This is a genomic window from Rouxiella sp. WC2420 (genome assembly GCF_041200025.1).
In the GTDB taxonomy this organism is placed as follows: Bacteria; Pseudomonadota; Gammaproteobacteria; order Enterobacterales; family Enterobacteriaceae; genus Rouxiella.
The window spans coordinates 3,432,167-3,454,694 of record NZ_CP165628.1 but is presented as its reverse complement, the minus strand read 5'-3'; the positions used below and the strand labels follow the sequence as shown (position 1 = coordinate 3,454,694).

The 22,528-nt window shown below is 49.5% G+C and carries 17 protein-coding genes and 1 other RNA gene; 6 read left to right on the top strand and 12 right to left on the bottom strand.

What is annotated here, in order from left to right:
• Window positions 1–85 precede the first annotated feature (85 nt).
• Both AB3G37_RS15930 and AB3G37_RS15925 read left to right on the top strand, forming a co-directional pair.
• Window positions 86–565 carry an NlpC/P60 family protein gene (locus AB3G37_RS15930; protein WP_009635893.1) on the top strand — a complete coding sequence of 160 codons (480 nt, stop codon included), beginning with the start codon at window positions 86–88 and terminating at the stop codon, window positions 563–565.
• A 544-nt stretch (window positions 566–1,109) separates the two neighbouring features.
• On the top strand, window positions 1,110–1,637 hold the full coding sequence (locus AB3G37_RS15925) for a dihydrofolate reductase (protein WP_369788437.1): 528 nt from the start codon (window positions 1,110–1,112) through the stop codon (window positions 1,635–1,637).
• Window positions 1,638–1,683: 46 nt separating this feature from the next.
• On the opposite strand, the gene AB3G37_RS15920 is transcribed toward AB3G37_RS15925, so the two are convergent.
• From AB3G37_RS15920 to AB3G37_RS15905, 4 genes are all read right to left on the bottom strand, one after another.
• Window positions 1,684–1,905 (bottom strand): superinfection immunity protein, encoded by a 222-nt coding sequence (locus AB3G37_RS15920; RefSeq protein ID WP_369788436.1) that lies wholly within the window; start codon window positions 1,903–1,905, stop codon window positions 1,684–1,686.
• Between the two features lie 180 nt (window positions 1,906–2,085).
• On the bottom strand, window positions 2,086–3,492 hold the full coding sequence (locus tag AB3G37_RS15915) for an efflux transporter outer membrane subunit (RefSeq protein WP_369788435.1): 1,407 nt from the start codon (window positions 3,490–3,492) through the stop codon (window positions 2,086–2,088).
• Window positions 3,493–3,498: 6 nt separating this feature from the next.
• Complete coding sequence (locus AB3G37_RS15910; protein WP_369788434.1) at window positions 3,499–5,058, bottom strand: DHA2 family efflux MFS transporter permease subunit; 1,560 nt, start codon at window positions 5,056–5,058, stop codon at window positions 3,499–3,501.
• Window positions 5,055–6,167, bottom strand: coding sequence for an HlyD family secretion protein (locus AB3G37_RS15905; protein WP_369788433.1), 1,113 nt, complete (start codon window positions 6,165–6,167; stop codon window positions 5,055–5,057). The genes AB3G37_RS15910 and AB3G37_RS15905 overlap by 4 nt, the downstream gene beginning before the upstream one ends.
• 132 nt (window positions 6,168–6,299) lie before the next feature.
• On the opposite strand from AB3G37_RS15905, the gene AB3G37_RS15900 reads away from it, so the two are divergent.
• Window positions 6,300–7,001, top strand: coding sequence for a CerR family C-terminal domain-containing protein (locus tag AB3G37_RS15900; protein ID WP_009635899.1), 702 nt, complete (start codon window positions 6,300–6,302; stop codon window positions 6,999–7,001).
• Window positions 7,002–7,011: 10 nt separating this feature from the next.
• Window positions 7,012–8,454 carry a protein adenylyltransferase SelO gene (locus tag AB3G37_RS15895; RefSeq protein WP_369788432.1) on the top strand — a complete coding sequence of 481 codons (1,443 nt, stop codon included), beginning with the start codon at window positions 7,012–7,014 and terminating at the stop codon, window positions 8,452–8,454.
• Between the two features lie 92 nt (window positions 8,455–8,546).
• Here AB3G37_RS15895 and AB3G37_RS15890 read toward each other — a convergent pair whose 3' ends face one another.
• The 6 genes from AB3G37_RS15890 to AB3G37_RS15865 all read right to left on the bottom strand — a co-directional run bounded on the left by AB3G37_RS15890 (window position 8,547) and on the right by AB3G37_RS15865 (window position 14,534).
• On the bottom strand, window positions 8,547–9,362 hold the full coding sequence (locus AB3G37_RS15890) for a heme ABC transporter ATP-binding protein (RefSeq protein WP_369788431.1): 816 nt from the start codon (window positions 9,360–9,362) through the stop codon (window positions 8,547–8,549).
• Window positions 9,355–10,290 carry an iron ABC transporter permease gene (locus AB3G37_RS15885; RefSeq protein WP_237712986.1) on the bottom strand — a complete coding sequence of 312 codons (936 nt, stop codon included), beginning with the start codon at window positions 10,288–10,290 and terminating at the stop codon, window positions 9,355–9,357. Before AB3G37_RS15885 ends, AB3G37_RS15890 begins: the two co-directional genes overlap by 8 nt.
• A gap of 89 nt (window positions 10,291–10,379) precedes the next feature.
• Window positions 10,380–11,210 carry a hemin ABC transporter substrate-binding protein gene (locus AB3G37_RS15880; protein ID WP_369788430.1) on the bottom strand — a complete coding sequence of 277 codons (831 nt, stop codon included), beginning with the start codon at window positions 11,208–11,210 and terminating at the stop codon, window positions 10,380–10,382.
• Complete coding sequence (locus AB3G37_RS15875) at window positions 11,207–12,238, bottom strand: hemin-degrading factor (protein WP_369788429.1); 1,032 nt, start codon at window positions 12,236–12,238, stop codon at window positions 11,207–11,209. Before AB3G37_RS15875 ends, AB3G37_RS15880 begins: the two co-directional genes overlap by 4 nt.
• 256 nt (window positions 12,239–12,494) lie before the next feature.
• Window positions 12,495–13,541, bottom strand: a complete 1,047-nt coding sequence (locus tag AB3G37_RS15870; RefSeq protein ID WP_369788428.1) for a 3-deoxy-7-phosphoheptulonate synthase — start codon at window positions 13,539–13,541, stop codon at window positions 12,495–12,497.
• 171 nt (window positions 13,542–13,712) lie between these two features.
• On the bottom strand, window positions 13,713–14,534 hold the full coding sequence (locus tag AB3G37_RS15865; RefSeq protein WP_369788427.1) for a pyruvate, water dikinase regulatory protein: 822 nt from the start codon (window positions 14,532–14,534) through the stop codon (window positions 13,713–13,715).
• Between the two features lie 555 nt (window positions 14,535–15,089).
• Here AB3G37_RS15865 and ppsA point away from each other — a divergent pair.
• The gene (ppsA, locus tag AB3G37_RS15860; protein ID WP_369788426.1) at window positions 15,090–17,468 is read left to right on the top strand and encodes a phosphoenolpyruvate synthase; all 2,379 of its coding nucleotides are present in this window, start codon (window positions 15,090–15,092) and stop codon (window positions 17,466–17,468) included.
• A 266-nt stretch (window positions 17,469–17,734) separates the two neighbouring features.
• Here ppsA and rprA read toward each other — a convergent pair.
• Window positions 17,735–17,844, bottom strand: an RNA gene (gene rprA / locus AB3G37_RS15855) — antisense sRNA RprA.
• Between the two features lie 247 nt (window positions 17,845–18,091).
• Entirely contained in the window at window positions 18,092–19,189 is a 1,098-nt protein-coding gene (gene ydiK, locus AB3G37_RS15850) for an AI-2E family transporter YdiK (protein ID WP_009635908.1), read from the bottom strand.
• Window positions 19,190–19,467: 278 nt separating this feature from the next.
• Between ydiK and AB3G37_RS15845 the strand changes: the two genes are divergently transcribed.
• Window positions 19,468–22,521, top strand: coding sequence for an FAD-binding and (Fe-S)-binding domain-containing protein (locus AB3G37_RS15845; protein WP_369788425.1), 3,054 nt, complete (start codon window positions 19,468–19,470; stop codon window positions 22,519–22,521).
• Window positions 22,522–22,528 lie beyond the last annotated feature (7 nt).

The window sequence follows — 22,528 nt, the reverse complement described above, 5'->3', positions numbered from 1 at the left end:
ATCCTTAGATAACGGCAAGTTATCCTATCCGGCGAGTTTTGCGCACGCGGGAACATTTCAGGATGTCAGCCAGGGAACGAAAGTAATGCAAAAATACTCCAGATTTTTTTATTCTCTGTTGGTATTAACAACATTGATCCTCAGCGGTTGTAGTAGCCATGCACCGATGCCAAGCGGAAACTTGTCAGATTCCCGTGTTGTTAAGGCACAGCTAAACTATCAGCTTAGTGAATGGCACGGCACGCCTTATCGCTACGGTGGCTTGGCACGCAGCGGTATCGACTGCTCTGGCTTTGTCTTCCGCACCTTCCGCGACAGATTTGGCGTTATTCTTCCTCGCTCAACCGCTGAACAGACTGAAATTGGTACCCGAGTTTCCCGCAAGGAGTTATTACCTGGAGATTTAGTGTTCTTCAAAACGGGGGCCGGTGAAAATGGCCTGCATGTCGGTATCTACGACAGTGGGGATGAGTTTATCCATGCTTCGACTTCTCGCGGTGTGATCCGCTCTTCTCTGGATAACGCTTATTGGCGTAAAACTTATTGGCAAGCACGACGAATCTAATTTCATTGTGATAACTAAATAAAAATCAATGAGTTAAATTATTTTCAATAACGAATCATCAATGTTAAGTGATAATTATGTTAATAATAACTAAATGGAGTTTATTTATTTAGTTATTATTAACATTGTGCTTTGGCTCGATAAATAGCAGCCAAGTTATAGTAATTAATTGATAATAAATATATTTCAATAGTATCCCCTCGGATGGATCTCACTGTTCCCCAAAGCTATTTAAATAATTATTCTATTAATTTCAATATCCTAACTCGTATTCCTCGCCAAACGCGCCGAGTTTATCTTATTATCATACATTCCTATTTTTCTGATTTTACATTAAATTTTCAGTCCCAATTTTAACTATTAACTATAATTTGATAATTATGAGCCTATTTATCTGGCCCGTTATTGGGAGGCGGCGTAAATCACCCTATTTATCTAAAGCTGTATCCACGAACAACAAAAAACAAAGTGCAGCATTGGAAAGCCGTACTTATACAGGCCGGGGGAGTAAGGCTAAAAATAAATAAACTTTAAGAGACTTTTTATGACTTTAATTTCAATGATTTACGCTACATCACAAGACAATGTTCTCGGCCTGAAAAATAGTATTCCCTGGCATGTAAAAGGTGAGCAGGAGCGTTTCAAGGCCGTCACCAATAACAAACTCGTTGTCGTGGGCCGCCAGACCTATGAAATCCTACCTTGCTCTCTCCCTCTAAAAGACATTATCGTTTTAAGTTCTAATCCACTAAAAGATACTAATGTTCGCAGAGTCTCATCGTTGGAAGAAGCGATACAAATAGCTCAGCATGAGGGGCGATTAGAGCTGGTTATAGCTGGAGGGGCGAAACTTTTTGAGCAAGCAATAGATATTTGCCACGTGATATATAAATCGACGGTGTTGGTTAATGCAATCGGCGATGTTTTCGGTCCCAAAATACCCACGTCTCGATATAAGCTGGTTTGGGTCAAAAATATTAAAGAATCACCTTCTTATTCTTACCAAACCTTTGTGGTGAAAGAACTTGAAAATAAAAAAATCACCCCTGATTTTGGCTTACTCATCCTCTAGGCAGGGGAGTTTGTGAATCTTGATATGTTGACGATTAAGAGAGTTATCAGGACTCTTCGGAACAGGCAGGAGAGGGTTGCGGATTGTTGGAAACAGCCCAGAAAAGTGCAGCAATCCAACCAATGACTGTCCAGCCAAGAACCAGATTCAGCCCGAAAATGGCCGGTAAGTTTTTATGTTTTTTATGATCGGCAATCAAGAAAGGCAGGAAATATCCCGCACACGCCAAAATTACGGCAACCGGGATTAGCATTTGGCCAGTAGTCATGAGTAATTCACTGAAAATAATGTGGTAATGCGGCTACTTTAAAATTCTTATTGATGGATTTCAATGGCTAACGCATTTGCTGACAAAATTGTTTATTTTCATCATGCTCACTGAATTAGCGGAAAATTTTGTACAATCAGGGTAAAACTAGTGTTTTACCCTGTTGCCTATTTCAGTGTCTCAAGACTGCCAGCCGAGACCCAAACTTTTCTGTAATGCGACATAATCCAGCGCCAGATCGGTCTGTGACTGGATCCTGTTTTGACTGGCAGTCAGCTCGGTGCGCTGCGTATCCAGCACATCAATCAGGCTGGCAACCCCTGCGCTATAGCGCTGTTGCATCAACTTCTGGTCCCTGCCTGCCGTTTGTTCAACGTTAAGATAGTTAGCCAAGGTTTGCCGCTGTTCGCCGTAGCGTGACAGTGAGCTATTTGCATCGCGCAACGCATCCAGCACGGTTTTATGCCACTGAGCTTCCGCTTCATCGCGCTGCGCCTTGGCGACGTTGATTTGTGAACGAATGCGCCCAAAATCGAGAATATTCCACTGTAACATCGGGATCAGCAACCACGACTGATTGGCGTGATCGAATACCTGACTGCTGCTGTCACTGCTGAATCCAAGGATCCCGCGCAGGGTGACTTTAGGATAAAGGTCGGCTACGTGTTCTCCCACCGTTGCGGTACTGGCTGCCAGTTTCCGCTCCGCGTTGCGGACATCTGGGCGACGGCGCAGTAAATCCAGCGGATCGCCTACATCGACCTTTTCAGGTTGTGCAGGCAGCTGAACGGCTCCTGACAATAGCTTATCCAGACTGCCCGGCGTTAAGCCGGATAAAAATGCCAGCTGGTCTTTATAGCCATTGATTTCAGCCCGTTGATTAGGAATTTCCGCCTGACTGTTTTCGAATTGAGTTTCGAGTCGATTCACATCGCTATCGTTTGACGCACCACGAGCTTGACGCTGGCGTGTCAAGGTTAGCATCTGCTGCTGAAGCTCGAGGTTTTGTTGCAGATTGGCTAGCTTTTCCTGAGCACCGCAGAGCTGCAAATAATTATTTGCAACCTCTGCTGCTATGGCCACCTGAGTGTCTGCCAGGCTGGCCTCGCTCGCCTGTTGCTGTGCCTGTCCCGCCTCAGTGGTGCGTCGCTGCTGGCCAAATAAATCCAGCTCCCAGCTGGCGTCCAGGCCGCTACTGTAAAGATTTATTGGGTTATCCGTCGATAATCCGGCGCTGTCCGGCAATTTGGCGCGGACCAGAGCGCCGCTGGCATCCAGTTTTGGCAGCTGCTGCGCACGGTCACCGGCCAGAGAGGCCCGGGATTCCAGTAAACGAGCACGAGCGATATCCAAGTCGGGGTTGTGCTCCATCGCTTTCGTAATCAACTGATTAAGGCGATCGTCATTGAAAGCTAGCCACCAGTGCGATTGAACCTGCCCGGTGCTGACGCCAGTATTTGGCAGACGGGCAAATTTGGCGCTTACCGGAAGGGGCGGGGCACCGTGATAGTCGGGGCCAACGCTACAGCCCGCCAGCAGCAACGCCAGGCAGCTTAAAGGCGCGTAATGCATTAATTTGTTGTTCATTATCTGTCACTTATTAGTTAAACGTGGCGCGCGCAGCAGCAGCGCCAGTGGAATACAACACACCAGCGCAAGTCCCAGGACATAAAAAGCTTCTGAATAGGTCATCACCAGTGCCTGCTGGGAGATTTCATTTGCCAATTGCCCCATGGCCTGCATTTTTGCATGTACCAGGTCGCCACTTTGACTGAAAAACTGCCCGGTACTGGCCGATATTCGGCTTTCTGCCAGTGGAGAATTTGCGGTCACTGATTCTCTGATCACGTCGTCATGCATTTTTCGCTGTCGATCGATAAAGATCCCCAACACGGCCAGCCCAACCGAGCCACCGAGGTTACGCATCATGTTATAAATGCCCGCTGCATCGGCGACCTCATCGTCGTTGACCGCGGCCATCGACGCCTGATTCAGTGGCATCATCGCCATGATTTGGCCCGCGCCGCGCAGCAGCTGTGACCAGAAGAAATCGTCACCAGTGCTTTGCGCCGTCAGTGAGATATCGAGGAAACAGCTGACGGCAAAAAGGACTACCCCGGCGATGACCAGAAAACGGGTGTCAACGCTGCGCAACATTCGCGGCAGGATCGGCATCATTAACAGGCTGGGGATGCCGGAAACCAGCAACACCATACCCGACTGCTGCGCGTTGTAACCGGCGACTCCGCTCAGGAACTGCGGCAGCAGATACAACACACAGTAAAGCCCCATGCCGACTACAAAGACGATCACCAATACGCTGACATATCGCGGGTTGCGCAGCAGTGAGAGTCTGATGACCGGTTTTTTTACGGTAATTTGCGCGATGCCAAGCAAGATAAATCCCATTACCATGGCGATGGTAAGCCAGATAATCAGTGTCGAATCAAACCAGTTGTCGCGCTGGCCTTCTTCCAGCACCACAGTCAGGCAGCTCAGACCCACGCTGAGCCCGATAATGCCCAGCCAGTCGGCTTCGCGGAAGCCTTCCCAATGAGGTTTCTCTTTCGGTAATCCAGTTAGCAGCAAAGCTATCAGGCCGATGCCGACCGGTAAATTGAGGAAGAAACACCAGTTCCAGCTGACGTTTTCGGCGAGCCACCCGCCCAGAACCGGGCCCATAACCGGCCCGAGGATCACGATAACGCCAAATATCGACATCCCGAGGGGGAGTTGTCGTCGCGGCAGACGAGTACGAATAATCATCTGAGCTGTAGGAATCATCGCGCCTCCGGCAAAACCTTGGCCGACGCGGCCAATAATCATCTGGGTCAGGCTGTCTGAAATACCGCAGATCACCGAAAATACGATAAACATCAAGGCGCACCACAGCAGGAAATTTCGCAGTCCCAGCAAGCGGCTAAGCCATGCTGCCAGCGGGATCATCACAATTTCCGACAGCAGATAGCCGGTTGAAATCCAGGTGCCTTCCGTACCCGTCGCGCCAATTTCCCCTTGAATTTGCGGCAGCGCCGAGTTGGTAATGGAAATATCCAGCGTTGCCATCAGCGCTCCCAGCGCGCCGGCAAATACCGCAATCCAGTCCGTTACCGAGGCACTGGCCTGAGTTTCGGGTACAGTTGTGGTGCTCATGGCTGTGCCTGAGTCTGATCAGGATGAGTGTTTACGTCTACCGTGACCGACATTCCTGCCAGCAGGCGTTTTACCTGATTGCTGTGATCGGTAATGCGGATTCGCACCGGGACGCGCTGCACGATTTTGGTAAAGTTGCCAGTGGCGTTATCAGGTGGCAGCAGGGCGAACAGTGAACCGGTGCCCGGCGCGAAGCTGTCTACCACGCCGCTGAAATCGTGGCCCGGGAATGCATCAACGTGCAGCGTCGCGCTCTGGCCGGGAAGCATGTGGGTCAGCTGTGTTTCTTTGAAATTGGCAACGAGATACAAGTCGTTCTCAGGGACTACGGTCAGCAATCGAGTGCCGGGCTGAACGTATTGACCCACGCGAACCGCGCGGTCGCCAACTCTGCCCTCCAGCGTGCTGTAAATCACGGTGCCGCGATAGTCGATAGCCGACTGCGCGCGATTGGCCTGTGCAGAAGCGAGCTGGGCTTTAGCCTGCTCAATTTGCGCATGCATTGAAAGGATTTGTGCCGAAGCTGATTTTACCGCAGCGACATTGGCGTCGAAATCGGCCTGAGCCTGATCGCGGCTGCGGCGCAGTTCGGCCAGTTTTTCCTGATTTTCTGCACCGCTGGCTGCCAGCGGCAGATAGCGTTGATATTCATGATTTGAATAATTGAGCTGCACCTGAGCCGATCGCTGCTGCGCCTGCGCCTGTTCAATCTGCGCATTCTGGCGGTTAATCTCGGCATTTGCCTGATCGATGGCTGCCTGGTCAGCCAAAATATTGGCCGTTGCCTGATTGACCCGAGCCTGATACTGGTCGTCTTCAAGCTGCACCACCGGCTCGCCGGCTTTTACCCACTGGTTGTCTTTAACCAGTACTTTTGTCACATAGCCCGAAACTTTTGGAGCCAGCGTCACACTATCGGCCTGAATGTAGGCATCATCTGTGGATTCGTTAAAGCGGGCGATAAAAAACCAATATAAAAAAGCCAGCAGTAATACCACAGCAACGCCGATGGCCAGTCGCACCAAAATGCGACGTTTTTTACTGGACTGAGGTTGAACATTTACTGCGGGCGCGGCCTCGGAGGACGCCGTCATGGAGGCTAGTAGCACTGAGTGAACCTTGTGAGTGAAATTATTCCGATTGATATATTTATTCCGAATGAGACATTTATGTCAAGTGATATACTTTTATTATGCAATTTGACTGTTATAATTCGCATGTTTTGCTATTGGAAGAGAGCCATGACTGATAACGCCCTAACTAAACAGCTGCGCCATCCTGATTCCGGGGGCTATGCCCGTGGTGATGAAACGCGGCAACGTATTATCGACAGTGCGATTGTCCTGTTTGGCGAGTTGGGTTTTGAAGGCGCTTCAACCCGCGCTATTGCCAAACATGCAGGGGTCAACACTCCGGCATTGCAGTATTATTTTGAAAATAAAGAAGGGTTGTATGTCACTTGTGCAGAGTTTCTGGCGGATGAGAGCTATGAATGGTTTGAGCCGCTGCTGGAGCGGATGGCGCAAGTTAAAAATCCTGAACCAGAAGCCTGTATCGAGATGTTTTGCCTAATGCTGGATACCGTTCTTGAACGGGTATTGAACAATAATACTGCGCACCAGCGTCGCCTGTTTCACGTGCGAATCAAGATGGGGCAGGGGCCGGAAAAAGCAGCCAGCCGTTTCAACGAAAAATTAATCTGCCACATCCATGATGCGGGTGCCAGACTGGTCGCTCGCATCTCGGACACCTCGGTCGATGATGAGCGCACGCAAATCAGATCGCTTTCTCTGTTTGGCCTGGCGACCACGTTTTATACAATGAAACATCCGGTCTACAGCCCAGCCGAAGATGCGAGCCAGTTTCCTGCCGCAAGAATGGCATTGATTAAAAGTACCGTCCGCGAACAGTGTCAGGTTTTGATGCGCAGTTGGATGGTCTAAAGAGGGCGCTATGCCGCAATTCGAACACCAGTATTTCGACCAGTTACCCGGTTTTTATACCGAACTTCAACCAACGCCGTTGCAGGGCGCACGTTTGCTGTATCACAGCGCGCCGCTGGCCGAAGAATTGGGACTTGAATCTTCTCTGTTTACCGTCGAAAACTCGGCTTACTGGAGCGGGGAAAAACTTTTCCCGGGTATGAGGCCGCTAGCGCAGGTCTACAGCGGCCATCAGTTTGGTCAATGGGCCGGGCAACTCGGTGACGGTCGCGGTTTATTATTGGGTGAGCAAAAACTGGCTGACGGCAGTTCTCTTGACTGGCATCTCAAGGGCGCCGGACTGACACCGTATTCGCGCATGGGCGATGGCCGAGCCGTATTACGTTCTGTAGTTCGTGAATTTCTGGCCTCTGAAGCCCTGCATTATCTCGGTGTGCCAACCACTCGTGCGCTGAGCATTGTGACCAGCAATGAGCCGGTTTATCGCGAGCAGGCTGAGCGCGGTGCCATGCTTGTTCGCGTCGCGCCGAGCCATATCCGTTTTGGTCATTTTGAGCATTTTTACTATCGCAAGCAGCCCGAACAGGTGGCGATGCTGGCTGACTATTGTATTGAACATTTTTGGCCGCAGCTGCGCGATGGCGCTGACCGCTATCTGCAATGGTTTACCGATGTCGTGGAACGCACTGCAAGGCTAATGGCTCAATGGCAAAGCGTGGGCTTTGCTCACGGGGTCATGAATACCGACAATATGTCGATTCTTGGCCTGACCATCGATTACGGCCCTTACGGTTTTCTCGATGACTATAAGCCGGATTTTATCTGTAATCATACCGACAGTCAGGGGCGCTACAGCTTTGATAATCAGCCTTCAGTGGCCTATTGGAATTTGCATCGGTTGGCACAATCGCTTTCCGGGCTGCTGTCTACAGAAGAATTACAACAGGCTCTGGCTGCCTATGAACCGGCGCTAATGATCGAATACGGTAAAATGATGCGTGCCAAGCTGGGCTTCTTTACCGAGAACAAGCAAGACAATAGCGTGCTGACCGGGCTTTTGAGCCTGATGGCCAACGAAGGTCGTGATTACACCCGCACCTTCCGCCTGTTAAGCGAAATTAGGCGTGATGAAGAACGCAGTGCAATGCGCGATGAATTTATCGACCGCGAGGCGTTTGACCTTTGGTATCAAAGTTATCGCCAGCGGTTGCTGTTGGAACAGCAGGATGATGCGACTCGCCAACAGGCGATGAAAAAGAGTAATCCGCGTATTATCCTGCGAAATTATTTGGCTCAGCAGGCAATTGAAGGGGCCGAGGCTGACGATATCAACCGTTTGCAGGCGTTGCATCAGGCGTTGCAAGATCCATACAGCGACGACAGCCGTTTTGATGAGTTTGCAGCGCTGCCGCCGGATTGGGGTAAACATCTCGAGGTTTCCTGTTCCAGCTAAGCTAGTTAGAATCAGCCCAGTTGTTCTAATTCAGGGCAAAAGGGCTGATTGAAACCTGATTATTATCTGATTTTTTCCTGAACTTCTGCGTCTTAATGGCGTAAAAAAACCTGTGGGACGGGGCTTTCAGGATGGGTATTTACGCCAAGGTCGGCACGATACCAGCGCTGTAAAATATCCGCCCGCAGTACTTCTTTGGGCGTTCCCGCCGCAACCAGCTCACCTTGGTGCAACAGTAAGATCCGGTCGGCATAAAGCGCGGCAAGATTAAGGTCGTGCAACACACAGCAAACTGCCAGCGGCGACTGGCGTGTCAACTGATGTAGCAGGCGTAGACTGTGTTGCTGGTGGTAAAGGTCTAAAGCCGAAGTGGGTTCATCGAGAAACAGCCAGCGTGGTACAGGTTGAGTGCTCCACAGTTGAATCAACACGCGTGCAAGCTGCACCCGTTGTTGTTCACCGCCGGAGAGTTGGCGATAATCGCGGTCGGCCAACGTCAGGCAGTCAGTCTGTTCAAGTACCTGCTGCAACGCGTGTTGTAGCTGGGCATTGTTGTGCGCGGAACGACCCAGGCTGATAACTTCTTTGACGCTGTAACCAAAGGCCAGTTCACTGTTTTGCCTCATCACCGCCCTGGTGCGGGCCAGCTCAAGCGGTTCCCAGCTCTGCAATGGTCGCCCCTGCAGATGGCAGCCGCCTGACTCCGTGGTTAAATACCCGGTAAGTAGCCTGAGCAACGTTGATTTGCCTGCTCCGTTAGGGCCGATTAGCGCCACCAATTCACCGCTTTTAAGTTGTAGCGAAATATCATTAATCAGCTTTTTATTGCCCACCGAGTAACTGAGATTATTGGCCTGAAGCAAATTTTTTGTTTGTACTTCGGTGAAATCTGATGCGCTGTCAGTCACGGCGTTGCCCTCCAGCGCATAAAATCAACCACAGGAAGTAAGGTCCACCGAGTAAAGCAGTCAACAATCCCACAGGCATTTCCGCTGGCGCAACCAGCGTTCTCGCTAACGTATCGGCCAGCAGCAAAAGGCACGCACCGCCGAGAGCTGAACCGGGCAACAGCCAGCGGTGGTCGGCACCAATCTGCATCCGCAACAGGTGGGGGATAACCAGCCCAATGAAACCAATAATCCCGCAAACTGCCACACAAGCACCAACCAGCAGGGCACTCAGCAATAAAAGTATGCGCTGAGTCTGGCGAACGTTGACGCCAAGATAATGGGCATCTTCATCGCCAAGCTGCAACAGGTTAAGTTTACGGGCTAAAAACTGAGTCGCAATGCTGGCGGGAACGATAACCGATGCGGCTACCGTTACAGTCGGCCATTGTGCCTGACCCAATGTGCCCATGCTCCAGAGGGAAAACTGGCGCAGCTGGCTGTCGTTGCTGAGATAGGTCAGCACACCGACGGCGGCTCCGCAGATGGCGTTAATGGCAATACCGGCCAGCAATAGCCTCGAAAGTCCGTTATGCCCCATGCGACTAAGCAGGAAAACAATGAAAGAGATTGCCAGACTGCCACAGAACGCGCCAAGCATCTGGCTATACAGCATTAGAAAATTGGGAAGAGAAAACGGAAAGACAATCATCAGCGCGACGAACAATGCTGCGCCGCTGCTAATTCCCAGCAGGCCGGGATCGGCCAGTGGATTGCGAAAAACTCCCTGCATTACCGTGCCAGAGCAGGCCAGCCCACAGCCTACGATGACAGCCAGTAAAACTCGCGGCAAGCGAATGGTGAGCCAAATTTGCCATAATTGCCGATCAAAGGGCTGGTGTAGCAACGTTGTGATAGACAAGGAGACAGCGCCGCTATTGGCGGCCATCAGACTCAATATTACAAGCAGCGCCGTCAGAGCAAGCAAAGTCCAGACTTGAACCGGAATACGCTGATAAGCGGGCGTGCTTAGGCTACTCATTTTACTTGTTCCGCTGCCTGACGAAGTTTTGCCAAAGCCATAGGCGTTTCCAGACCGAATCCCAGAAGCGCCATATCATCGACCACCAACACACGTTTGCTACGCCCGGCAGGAGTCATGGCAAGACCCGGAAGTTTCCAGACATTATCAATGCCGCCAAGCGTTTTAACTCCATCGGTTGTTAATAGCAAAAGATCCGGAGCCGCTGCCACGATGCCTTCCTGCGACAGTGGCCGATAGCGGCTAAATCCCTGCATCGCATTTTGCGTTCCGGCAGAGGTCATAATTGCGTCGGCGGCGGTGTTTTGCCCCGCGGCCATCGAGCTCATACCGCCGTGACTCATGATAAACAGCACTTTGACATGCAGCAGCGGACCTTTTACTGCGCCAAGCTGGCTAAGATAATCGGCAATTAACTTTTCGCCCTGTGCCTGACGATTTAATGCTGTAGCGATGACTTCAATCTTTTGCACCACGGTATCAAGAGTAGGATTACCCGGCACGCGCACGACTTTGACATTCGTCTGCGCGACCTGTTGCAGCGCCAGAGAGGGCTGCGCTAAATCAGAACTCAGGACCAGCGTCGGTTTGGTAGATAAGATTCCCTCGGCATTCAGCATGCGCATATAGCCAACATCGGGTAATTTCATCGCCTGGACAGGATGAGTGCTGGTGCTATCGCGCGCCACTAACTCATCTCCTGCGCCGAGAGCGTAGACAATTTCGGTCACGTCACCGCCGATGCTGACCACTCGCTCGGCCGCCTGTGCCGAGAAAAATGTGGCCAGACAAAGAGCCGCAATCAGGGGCTTTAGAGCGGTTTTCATGCAGCCACGCCTTGTGCAATCAAAGCAGAGATCTGTTCACGCCAGGTGCTTTGCTCAGGCTGACCTTCAGTTCGTTGGCCAAATAATTGTGCAATTTGGCTGCCGTCAGCGGCAAAAAGCTCGAGGCTAGTGACAAAGCCGTCTTTAGTCGGTTTGCGAGTTACCCAACTTTCAGCAATGGCCGGTTCGACCACATGCAGCGTGAAGCGTGAATTAAATACATTGATCCATTCGTCGTGCGGCAGCACCTTTTCAATTTGACCGGTAAAAATTTGTACACAGCCTTTGTTGCTGACAAAAATCATGATTTCATTTTTGTCTTCGCTGGCGGTATTTAAAATTTTGGCCAGCGCACCATTATCAACCCGATAGGCCAGATCATCATCCACCGCGCGAAACGCTTGCTGACGCGTCAGGTTGCGACGGCGCAAAATTTGAAAGAACTGATGAACGTCGGTCATTTTTCGCCATTCAGCGTCTAATCCCTCGGTATCGGCAACTGTCTGAGTGACAGCGTCAGCCGGTGTTATTTGCAGCGCGATTGGCGTTTTTGCCGAATATTGTTCGACCAGCGCCACCCATTTTTCGAGAATAGTTTCTTCAGTTGCGTAGATTTTATGCACCGCATAACCCTGCGCGTCAAAGAATTGCAGGCTGTGGCGAGGGCCTTTCGGTGACTGTTCTGTCAGGGCATAAACTGTTTGCCACTGACTAAGGAACAGGCGCAGATCGAGAGCTCGCGGATTGAGAACCAGTCCGGCATGGCCATTGAGATGCTGATTTTTGTACTCCCCCTGCTGCTCGTGAACCGCGTATTCATTGCGGGTAATCGATTTAGTACCACCCAGGTGTTCAAGCTGAGCGAGCAGGGTGCGCGCGTCAACATCGAGGCGAATCGCATCATGGGACAGGCGCGCTTCGGTCAATTCGGCTTCACTGACACCCAGAATACCGGCTAAATCCCGGGCATATTTTCCTGGGTTTTGTTGTTTAGCTTGCAGATAAGTTTCATAGCTGACTTGGGTCATGAGGGCTCTCGCGAAGAAATAATAGGCACAAAGCCTTTGATGTTAATGGTAATTAATATCACTTTGATAATCATTATCAAATGAATGTCGAGTTACGGCAAGCGATTTTTAATAACATTACGCACTGACAAGTCGCGGCAATAAACGCCCGTGACTCACAGTGACTAAATTATCAGAATATAAAAATACAAAAAGGGGCCACGAGGCCCCTTATATCCGAACACTCTACGATGACCATAGAGGCTGCATTTATGCATCAGAAACGACTGCGCGTTGCCTCGTCCAGCATCGCCAGAAGAGTTTCAGTATCTTTCCAGCTCAGGCAAGGGTCAGTGATAGATTTACCGTAAACCAGAGGTTCTCCGCTGACAATCTTCTGCGTACCTTCTTCAATAAAGCTTTCCGCCATAATCCCGGCGATACCTGTGCCACCGTGGCGAATTTGCTGGCAAATATCTTCCGCGACCAGTAACTGGCGACGATGCTGCTTCTGACAGTTGCCGTGACTGAAATCCACCACCAGGCGCTGCGGCAAGTCAAACTCGGCAAGGTTTTCGCAAGCCTGAGCGATATCGGCAGCATGATAGTTAGGCGTTTTTCCGCCGCGCATAATTACGTGGCCATAAGGGTTACCCGAGGTGCGGTAAACCGTCATCTGACCGTCTTTGTCTGGTGACAGGAACATGTGGCTGACCCGCGAGGCTCGAATGGCATCGATAGCGATTTGGGTGTTGCCGTCGGTACCGTTTTTAAATCCGACTGGGCAGGAGAGTGCAGAAGCCATCTCACGGTGGATTTGGCTTTCTGTTGTCCGTGCACCAATCGCTCCCCAGCTAATCAAGTCGGCAAAATACTGGCCGATGACCATATCGAGGAACTCGGTTGCGGTTGGCAATCCGATTTCGTTGATAGCCAGCAGTACTTTACGAGCAAGCTCAATCCCGTGATTAACTCGATAGCTGCCGTTGAGATCCGGATCGGAGATTAGGCCTTTCCAGCCAACGACGGTGCGTGGCTTCTCAAAATAGGTGCGCATGACAATCTCTAGACTGTCTTTATACTTCTCGCGCAAAACGTTGAGCTTACCTGCATAATCGATAGCGGCTTCAATATCGTGAATCGAACATGGCCCGACGACAACCAGCAGGCGTTTATCTTCGCCGCTGATAATTTTCTCAATGCGTTGACGTGATTCGGTGACATTAGCTGCAACGGCTGCGGAAACCGGCAATTTTTCAGCCAGCGCCTTTGGTGTTATCAGACTGCTAACACGGGTGGTGCGCAGTTCATCTGTTTGTGACATGTGAATCTCTAAAATTTTGTTCTTCGCAACGGCAGGAGTACCGGGAAGTGATGAATGTCACAATAACGCAAAATCTGATCAATTCAACCGTCGTTGCGAGTTAATCTGGCTTATCTCAATAAATTCCCGCATAAATTGATAATGGTTAATATATTCATCGCCTAAATAACCCTAGAACATGCGGCGACTCATGCCGAAACTGTCGAGGATTTTTGCTGAAATTTCTTCGACAGAGTAGTTAGTACTGTTCAGATAGCGAATTTGGTTTTTACGAAACAGTGCTTCAACCTCTGACACCTCTACCCGGCACTGCCTTAATGATGCATAGCGGCTATTTTCAACCCGTTCCTGACGAATTGCCGCCAGTCGTTCAGGGTCAATAGTCAGGCCAAAAAGCTTTTGCATGTGAGGCTTAAGTGCTGCAGGTAGCTGAATGTTGTCCATGTCGTCGGCAGTAAAAGGGTAGTTAGCCGCGCGAATGCCAAACTGTAACGCCAGATATAGGCTCGTCGGTGTTTTACCGCAGCGAGACACGCCGAGTAGTATCACCTGTGCCTGTTCAAGGTTTCGCAATGAAATACCATCATCGTGGGCCAGAGTATAGTCGATAGCCGCAATTCGCGCGTCGTATTTACTGATGTTGCTGGCGGTCAGGCCGTGAGTGCGATTGGCAATCGGCGAGGGTTCGACCCCTAATTCGTTTTGCAGCGGGGCGACCAGTGCCTGAACAATGTCCTGACAAAATCCCTGACTGCTGGCGATGATGTCGCGCACCTCAATGGAGATAATCGAATAAAAGACCAATGGCCGGACACCGGTCTTTTCAAAAATATCATTAATTTGCTGGCACACTGCTTTTGCACGACCTTCATTTTCCACGAAAGGCAGTGAAAAGGTGGTGGCATTGACCGGAAACTGAGACAGCACGGCGTGGCCTAGCACCTCTGCGGTAATGGCGGTGCCGTCTGAAATATAAAATACGCATCTGTCCATGAATCCCCCGAATGCTTGGTCTTTCACTATACTTTTATTCACCATCCTGGCCCTTAGCTCTATTTAAAAAATGGAGTGGGCTAAATTTGCCGAATGTGAAATCTTGCGAATACTCTTTATCAGGATTTTATTATTAACGTGTTTACGCTTAATAAAAAAGCAATGTCAGACATTATTATTGTATTTTCGAGACCTGCCACAAATCCCGTGCAAGAAGTGAAATGATATTTCAAATTTTACGAGAATCCTCGAAGCGTTGGAGCTTGCTTCAGCAGGCTTTCAGCAAACAGTGTAGGGTTAATATGTTCGAGGCTTTAACGTCACTGACAGGCTGATTTTCAACAAATTTTCATATTTTTGTGATCTGTATTGAAAATGGGTGGGTGATTATTCCTAAAGCCAAAAATATTGATTGGCTGGATCGATTCACCCCTCTTATGGATATGGATCATTATGCTAGTCTGAATTGCTTGGGTATATTTTGCCCTAAATTTAATGCATTTGTCTTATGACACTTACTCTCTAATTTACGCCCTAAAAAGAAAGGATTGTTTCATGGCCAATCTCGATTCTGATTTGCGCAATGTTATCTGGTATAACCAGTTGGGGATGCACGACGTTGATAAAGTTGGAGGTAAAAATGCCTCTCTGGGTGAAATGATTACCAACTTAACTGACTTGGGTGTTTCTGTGCCCAATGGTTTTGCTACTTCCTCCCAGGCATTCAACGATTTCCTTGATCAAAGTGGCGTTAACAAGCGCATCTATGACTTGCTGGATCAAACCGACGTCGATGACATTACTCAGCTGGCCAAGGCCGGTTCACAGATTAGACAATGGATTGTCGAAACACCTTTCCTGCCTGAAATGGAAAAAGATCTTCGTGCCGCCTATCAGCAGCTTTCTGAAGGTGAGCCCGATGCCTCTTTTGCCGTTCGCTCTTCCGCAACAGCAGAAGATATGCCAGATGCTTCCTTTGCCGGACAGCAAGAAACCTTCCTGAATGTGCACGGGTTTGAGGCGGTATTGACTGCGGTTAAACACGTTTACGCCTCCCTGTTTAACGATCGAGCTATTTCTTATCGTGTTCATCAGGGCTATGACCATCGCGGCGTGGCGCTATCGGCTGGTGTACAACGCATGGTTCGCTCTGACCTGGCCGCAGCGGGAGTAATGTTCACCATTGATACTGAATCTGGATTTGACCAGGTTGTATTTATAACCTCGGCTTATGGTCTAGGGGAAATGGTGGTGCAGGGCGCGGTGAATCCTGACGAGTTCTATGTGCATAAACCGACGCTGGCGAAAAATAAGCCATCAATCGTGCGACGCACCATGGGATCGAAAAAAATCCGCATGGTCTATGCCGACAGCCAGGAGCATGGCGAACAGGTGCAAATAGAAGACGTGCCTGAAGAGTTGAGCCAGAAATTCTCACTTACAGATCAGGAAATCCAGGATTTGGCCCGCCAGGCGCTGTTGATTGAACAACACTATCAGCGGCCAATGGATATCGAATGGGCGAAAGACGGCCATAATGGCAAGCTATACATTGTCCAGGCGCGTCCTGAAACTGTTCGTTCCAACGGTCAGGTTATGGAACGCTACCAACTTAATGGCAAAAGCAAAGTGCTGGTGGAAGGTCGTGCAATTGGGCATCGCATCGGTGCCGGGCCGGTTAAAATTATCCACAACGTCAGCGAAATGCATCATGTTAAAGCAGGCGATGTTTTAGTAACCGACATGACGGATCCTGATTGGGAGCCCATCATGAAAAAAGCGTCGGCCATTGTTACCAATCGCGGTGGGCGTACTTGCCATGCGGCAATTATTGCCCGTGAGCTGGGCATTCCTGCGGTAGTGGGCTGCGGTGATGCCACCGAGCGTCTGGCTGAAAATCAGAAAGTCACGGTCTCTTGTTCAGAGGGGGATACTGGCTACGTTTATCAAGACCAGCTCGATTTCAGCATCCAGAGCTCTGAAGTCAATGAGCTTCCTGAGTTGCGGTTAAAAATAATGATGAACATCGGTAACCCGGACCGGGCTTTCGATTTCGCCTGTCTGCCTAATGAAGGCGTGGGACTGGCACGTTTGGAATTTATTATCAATCGCATGATTGGTGTGCACCCGAAAGCTTTGCTGGAGTTCGACAAGCAGGAACCGGCGCTACAGCAAGAAATTAATAAACTTATTCAGGGCTATGACAGCCCGGTAGAATACTATGTTGCTCGTTTGACTGAAGGGATCGCGACACTCGGAGCTGCATTCTGGCCGAAACGCGTGATTGTTCGTTTGTCAGACTTCAAGTCCAATGAATACGCCAATTTGGTCGGTGGAGAAAAATACGAGCCGCATGAGGAAAACCCGATGTTGGGCTTCCGTGGGGCTGGCCGCTATGTTTCCGAAAGCTTCCGGGACTGTTTTGCGCTCGAATGCGAAGCGGTGAAGCGTGTGCGTAATGATATGGATCTGACCAACGTAGAAATTATGATTCCATTTGTGCGCACCGTTGCACAGGCTGAGGCTGTGGTGACCGAATTAGCGAACCAGGGTTTAAAACGTGGAGAAAATGGTCTTAAAGTCATTATGATGTGTGAAATTCCTTCAAACGCATTGTTGGCTGACCAGTTCCTTGAGCATTTCGACGGATTCTCCATTGGTTCTAATGATATGACTCAGCTCGCTCTCGGACTTGATCGCGATTCTGGCGTGGTTTCTGAACTGTTTGATGAGCGCAATGAGGCCGTTAAAATGCTGCTTTCCATGGCGATAAAAGCAGCAAAACGCCAAGGTAAGTATGTGGGTATCTGTGGTCAGGGTCCATCTGATCATCAGGACTTTGCCCAATGGTTGATGGAGGAAGGCATTGATAGCCTGTCGCTTAATCCAGATACTGTAGTTCAAACCTGGTTAGCACTGGGCGAGAAATCTTAATCTCTTAATTATGCAATTTTAAAATTGTAAAGTAGAAATATTGGCCGCAATCATAAATACGATTGCGGCTTTTTTATTCTCTTTTAAATGGGAATGTTTAAATAAATTTATCAATAATATTTCTTCAAAATTCAGAAATTACTACTTAAAAGAGGGAGTTAATTAAAGTGTAGCGATATTTATTTTAAATTTTGAAATAATATTGTTATTTCGCACTGTTAATGTGCAAACAACTAATTGTATAGAGAGGGGAAAGGCAGAGGTTAGAAAAAAAAGGCCCGTCTTAAAAGACAGGCAAAGACTACACACAGCAATTCTTTGGGATGTATGCTTTATAAAAAAAGCCTACATATAAATCATGAGGTTGAAATTACAACTGTCATCAATACTAAGATCCCATACCAACTTAGTCTCTAAGAATTATCTTAATAGGATGGTTCAAGTCACTCTGTCAGGAAGGTTTTTTAATTATTATGGCTGTATGTTGTTATATATAACGGATTAATTTATAGCTATAAAATTTAATTTGATAAAAATATTTCAAGCTATGAGTTTTCGGATTTTTATTATTACTGCCCGCTTTGGCGATTTAATTACCAGCGGGCAGGCTAAAAGAGAAAAAATTACTCCCCAAGCAGCTTATTTACTTCCTCTAAATCCTCTTCAGGTTCAGGTGCTTCATTAACCCACAGAGAAATCAGACGATATGACACGGCTAACACGACAGGTCCAATAAATAACCCAATCATGCCAAACGCCACTAACCCGCCGATAACGCCAGAAAGTATCAATAATATTGGCAGGTCCGCTCCCATGTGGATGAGCATTGGACGTAATACGCTATCAAGCGAGGCAACTACGCAGCTCCAAACCAGCAAAACGGTAGCCCAAGTGTTATCACCGGTCCAATAGAGCCAAATGATGGCCGGTATCAGCACCAATAGAGGACCAATCTGCGCCACGCAGCAGACAAACATCACCACGGTTAATAAAGTGGCATATTGAACACCCACCACGGCCAAGCCAATTCCCCCAAGCACCGATTGTACAATGGCGGTGACAACTACCCCCAGAGCCACGGCGCGAATAGCCTGACCGGCTAAAATTACGGCCGCATCGCCTCGCCCACCTGCTAGGCGAATGGCAAAATGACGAATGCCCATGCCGACGTGTTCACCACGGCTATAAAGCAGGGCGCTGAACAGCAACATTAAAGAACAGTGTAAGAAGAAGCGGCCAATATTTGCAGCCTGTGAAACGAACCAACTGGCAGTCTGGCCGACATAAGGTTGTACTTTTGCTGCCAGCGCACTGCCGCCGCTGTTAATCAGTGTGTGCCATCCGTTATAGGTACTTTTGCCGACAAACGGTATTTCACGCAGCCAGGCAAAGTCGGGCAAGTGAAGTTGAGAAGGATTGCTTGCCAGTCTGGCCAAGGGGGCACTGTTTTCAACTGCGCTGGAAATCAGTAAGGCAATCGGCAAGACAAACAGCAGGATCAATAGGAGCGTCATCACAATGACTGCCAGAATGCGTTTTCCCCATAATAAATTCTGCAGGCGAATCATTACCGGCCAAGTGGCAATGACTATCATCCCGGCCCAGGCAAAACCAAGTATAAAAGGCTTTACCACCCATATACTGGCAATAGTCATCAAGGCTATAAAAAGCACGCCAAACATGATTTGCGGCAAATCATAATTTTTGTTCGGGAGATTCATCAATCATTCATTCTCGTATAAGAAAGCAAAGCAACATGGCCTGATTCAGGCATCAAAAGTTCCTTCTAAGCATGAGGTATTAGCCGAAAATTTCCTATAGGAGCAATGGAATTTTAATTGCACTACGTGCCAAAGTTTATGTTTTATGACAAGCAGACGGAGCGCAGGAAAACGAAGTATGTTAGTTTTTAGGTTGCTTTAGACAGGGTGGATGCGTTTTACGGATCCAGCGGCCGCCTACAGGCCTGCAAACAACAACAAAGACAGAGTCGTAATCAATGATCCCACAAATTTCTCAGGCACCCGGAGTCATTCAGCTGGTGCTCGACTTTTTGGAAGCGTTAAAGAAAGACGGTTTCACGGGCGACATGGCAACAAGCTACGCCGATCGTCTAACTATGGCGACTGACAACAGCGTTTACCAGCTTTTACCTGATGCCGTATTATTCCCGCGAGCCACCTCTGATGTTGCATTACTGGCAAGATTGGCCGGTCAGGAAAGATTCAAATCTCTGGTCTTTACTCCGCGCGGTGGTGGCACAGGAACGAATGGCCAGTCGCTTAATCGCGGGATAGTCGTTGATATGTCGCGACATATGAACCGCATTCTCGATATCGATACTGATGCTGGCTGGGTCAAAGTCGAAGCCGGCGTTATTAAAGACCAGCTTAACGACTTCCTGCGGCCGCTGGGGTATTTCTTCTCGCCAGAATTATCGACCAGTAACCGCGCAACCCTTGGCGGTATGATTAACACTGACGCCTCTGGGCAAGGCTCTCTGGTTTATGGCAAAACCTCCGATCACGTGTTGGGTATCCGCGCAGTGGTGTTGGGCGGCGAGCTGCTGGACACCAAGGCGATCCCGACAGGGCTTGCAGAACAGCTGGGGGAAGAGAACTCCATTATCGGACAAATTTATCGCACCGTGCTGCAAAGCTGTCGCGATAATCGCCAATTAGTGATTGATAAGTTCCCTAAACTCAACCGTTTCCTCACCGGTTATGACCTGCGCCACGTGCTTAGCGACGATCTCAATACTTTCGATTTAACCCGCATCCTGACCGGTTCCGAAGGGACATTAGCCTTTATAACCGAAGCGCGTCTGAATATTACACCAATCCCTAAAGTCAGACGTTTGGTCAATATAAAGTACGATTCGTTTAACTCGGCATTACGCAATGCGCCTTTGATGGTCGAAGCGAAAGCGCTGTCGGTAGAAACTGTCGATTCCAAGGTGCTAAACCTGGCGCGTGAAGACATCGTTTGGCACACCGTCAGTGAATACATTAACGACGTGCCAGGCAAAGACATGCAAGGGCTGAATATTGTCGAGTTTGCCGGTGATGATCAGGCTTTGATCGAAAAGCAGGTCGAATCTTTGTGCGAGCGCCTTGATGGCTTGATACACGAAGAGCAGGGCGGGGTAATTGGCTATCAGATTTGTGCTGACCTCGGCGGCATTGAACGTATCTATAATATGCGCAAGAAATCCGTTGGCCTGTTGGGTAATACCAAAGGCGCGGCAAAACCGTTGCCGTTTGCCGAAGATACCTGCGTGCCACCAGAGCATCTCGCCGACTATATTGTTGAGTTTCGCGCACTGCTTGATAGCCATAATCTCAGCTATGGCATGTTCGGCCACGTTGATGCTGGCGTTTTACATGTGCGCCCCGCGCTGGACATGTGTGACCCGCAACAGGAGATGCTGCTAAAGAAAATTTCCGATGAAGTTGTTGCTTTGACAGCGAAATACGGCGGATTGCTTTGGGGCGAGCATGGTAAAGGTTTCCGCGCCGAATACAGCCCGGCTTTCTTTGGTGAGACCTTGTTCCACGAGCTGCGTCGCATTAAAACCGCTTTTGATCCGGCAAACCGCCTTAATCCCGGTAAGATTTGTTCCGCACTCGACAGCGACGAGCCGATGATGAAGGTGGATGCTGCCAAGCGCGGCACCCTCGATCGTCGAATTCCGGTTGAAGTTCGCACCGCGTTTCGTGGCGCAATGGAGTGTAACGGTAACGGGCTATGCTTTAACTTTGATGTCAAAAGCCCGATGTGCCCGTCTTTTAAAATTACTGGCAGTCGCATTCATTCACCAAAAGGCCGTGCCGGAATGGTACGCGAATGGCTGAGATTACTTTCAGAGCAGGGCGTCGAACCTTTGGCGCTGGAGCAGGCGTTGCCGCAACAGGCGATGAGCTTCAGAACCCTGATTGAGAAAACGCGGAACAGCTGGTATGCCAGCAAAGGCGAGTACGATTTCTCACATGAAGTGAAAGACGCGATGTCGGGCTGTCTGGCCTGTAAGGCCTGTTCCACACAGTGTCCGATAAAAATTGATGTTCCCGGCTTCCGTTCGCGTTTCTTGCAGCTTTATCACACCCGCTATCTGCGCCCTGCCAGCGATTATGTTGTTGCCAGTGTCGAAAGCTATGCCCCGCTGATGTCGCGCGCGCCAAAAGTGTTTAATTTCTTCTTTAAACAGCCTTGGGTGCGCGAGCTGAGCCGCAAAAGCGTTGGCATGGTGGATTTGCCGTTGCTGTCTTCTCCGTCTTTGCGTGAGCAACTTTCAGGGCACAGTGCCGCAACTATGACGCTGGAACAGCTTGAGAGCATTGCTCCGGCGGATCGCAGTCAGTACGTGTTAATCGTACAAGATCCGTTTACCAGCTATTACGATGCAAAAGTAGTGGCTGATTTCGTGCGCTTGGTCGAGAAGCTCAACCTCAAACCGGTGTTGCTGCCGTTTTCGCCAAACGGTAAAGCTCAGCATGTCAAAGGCTTCCTGCAACGTTTTGCTAAGACCGCGAAAAAGACCTCTCTGTTTCTGAATCGGGTTTCACAGCTCGGCATGCCAATGGTCGGCGTTGATCCTGCGCTGGTTCTTTGCTATCGCGATGAATATAAAGAAATTCTTGGCGAGTCGCGCGGTTCTTTCCAGGTGCAGCTAGTTCATGAATGGTTGATAACTTTGCTGGCCGACAAACCGGAGATGCAGCAGAGCGGCGAATCCTGGTATCTGTTTGGACACTGTACGGAAAGCACCGCGCTGCCGACCAGCGGCAAACAGTGGGGCGACATCTTTGCTCGCTTTGGCGCAAAACTGGAGAGCATCAGCGTCGGTTGCTGTGGGATGGCAGGAACTTATGGTCATGAAGCGAAAAATATTCAGAACTCATTGGGCATTTATGAGCTTTCCTGGCATCAGTCTTTGCAACGCCTTCCACGCCAACGCTGTCTGGCAACCGGTTATTCCTGCCGCAGTCAGGTCAAACGAATCGAAGGTAATGGATTGCGTCACCCGCTGCAGGCGTTGGTTGAACTGATATAATTTTACC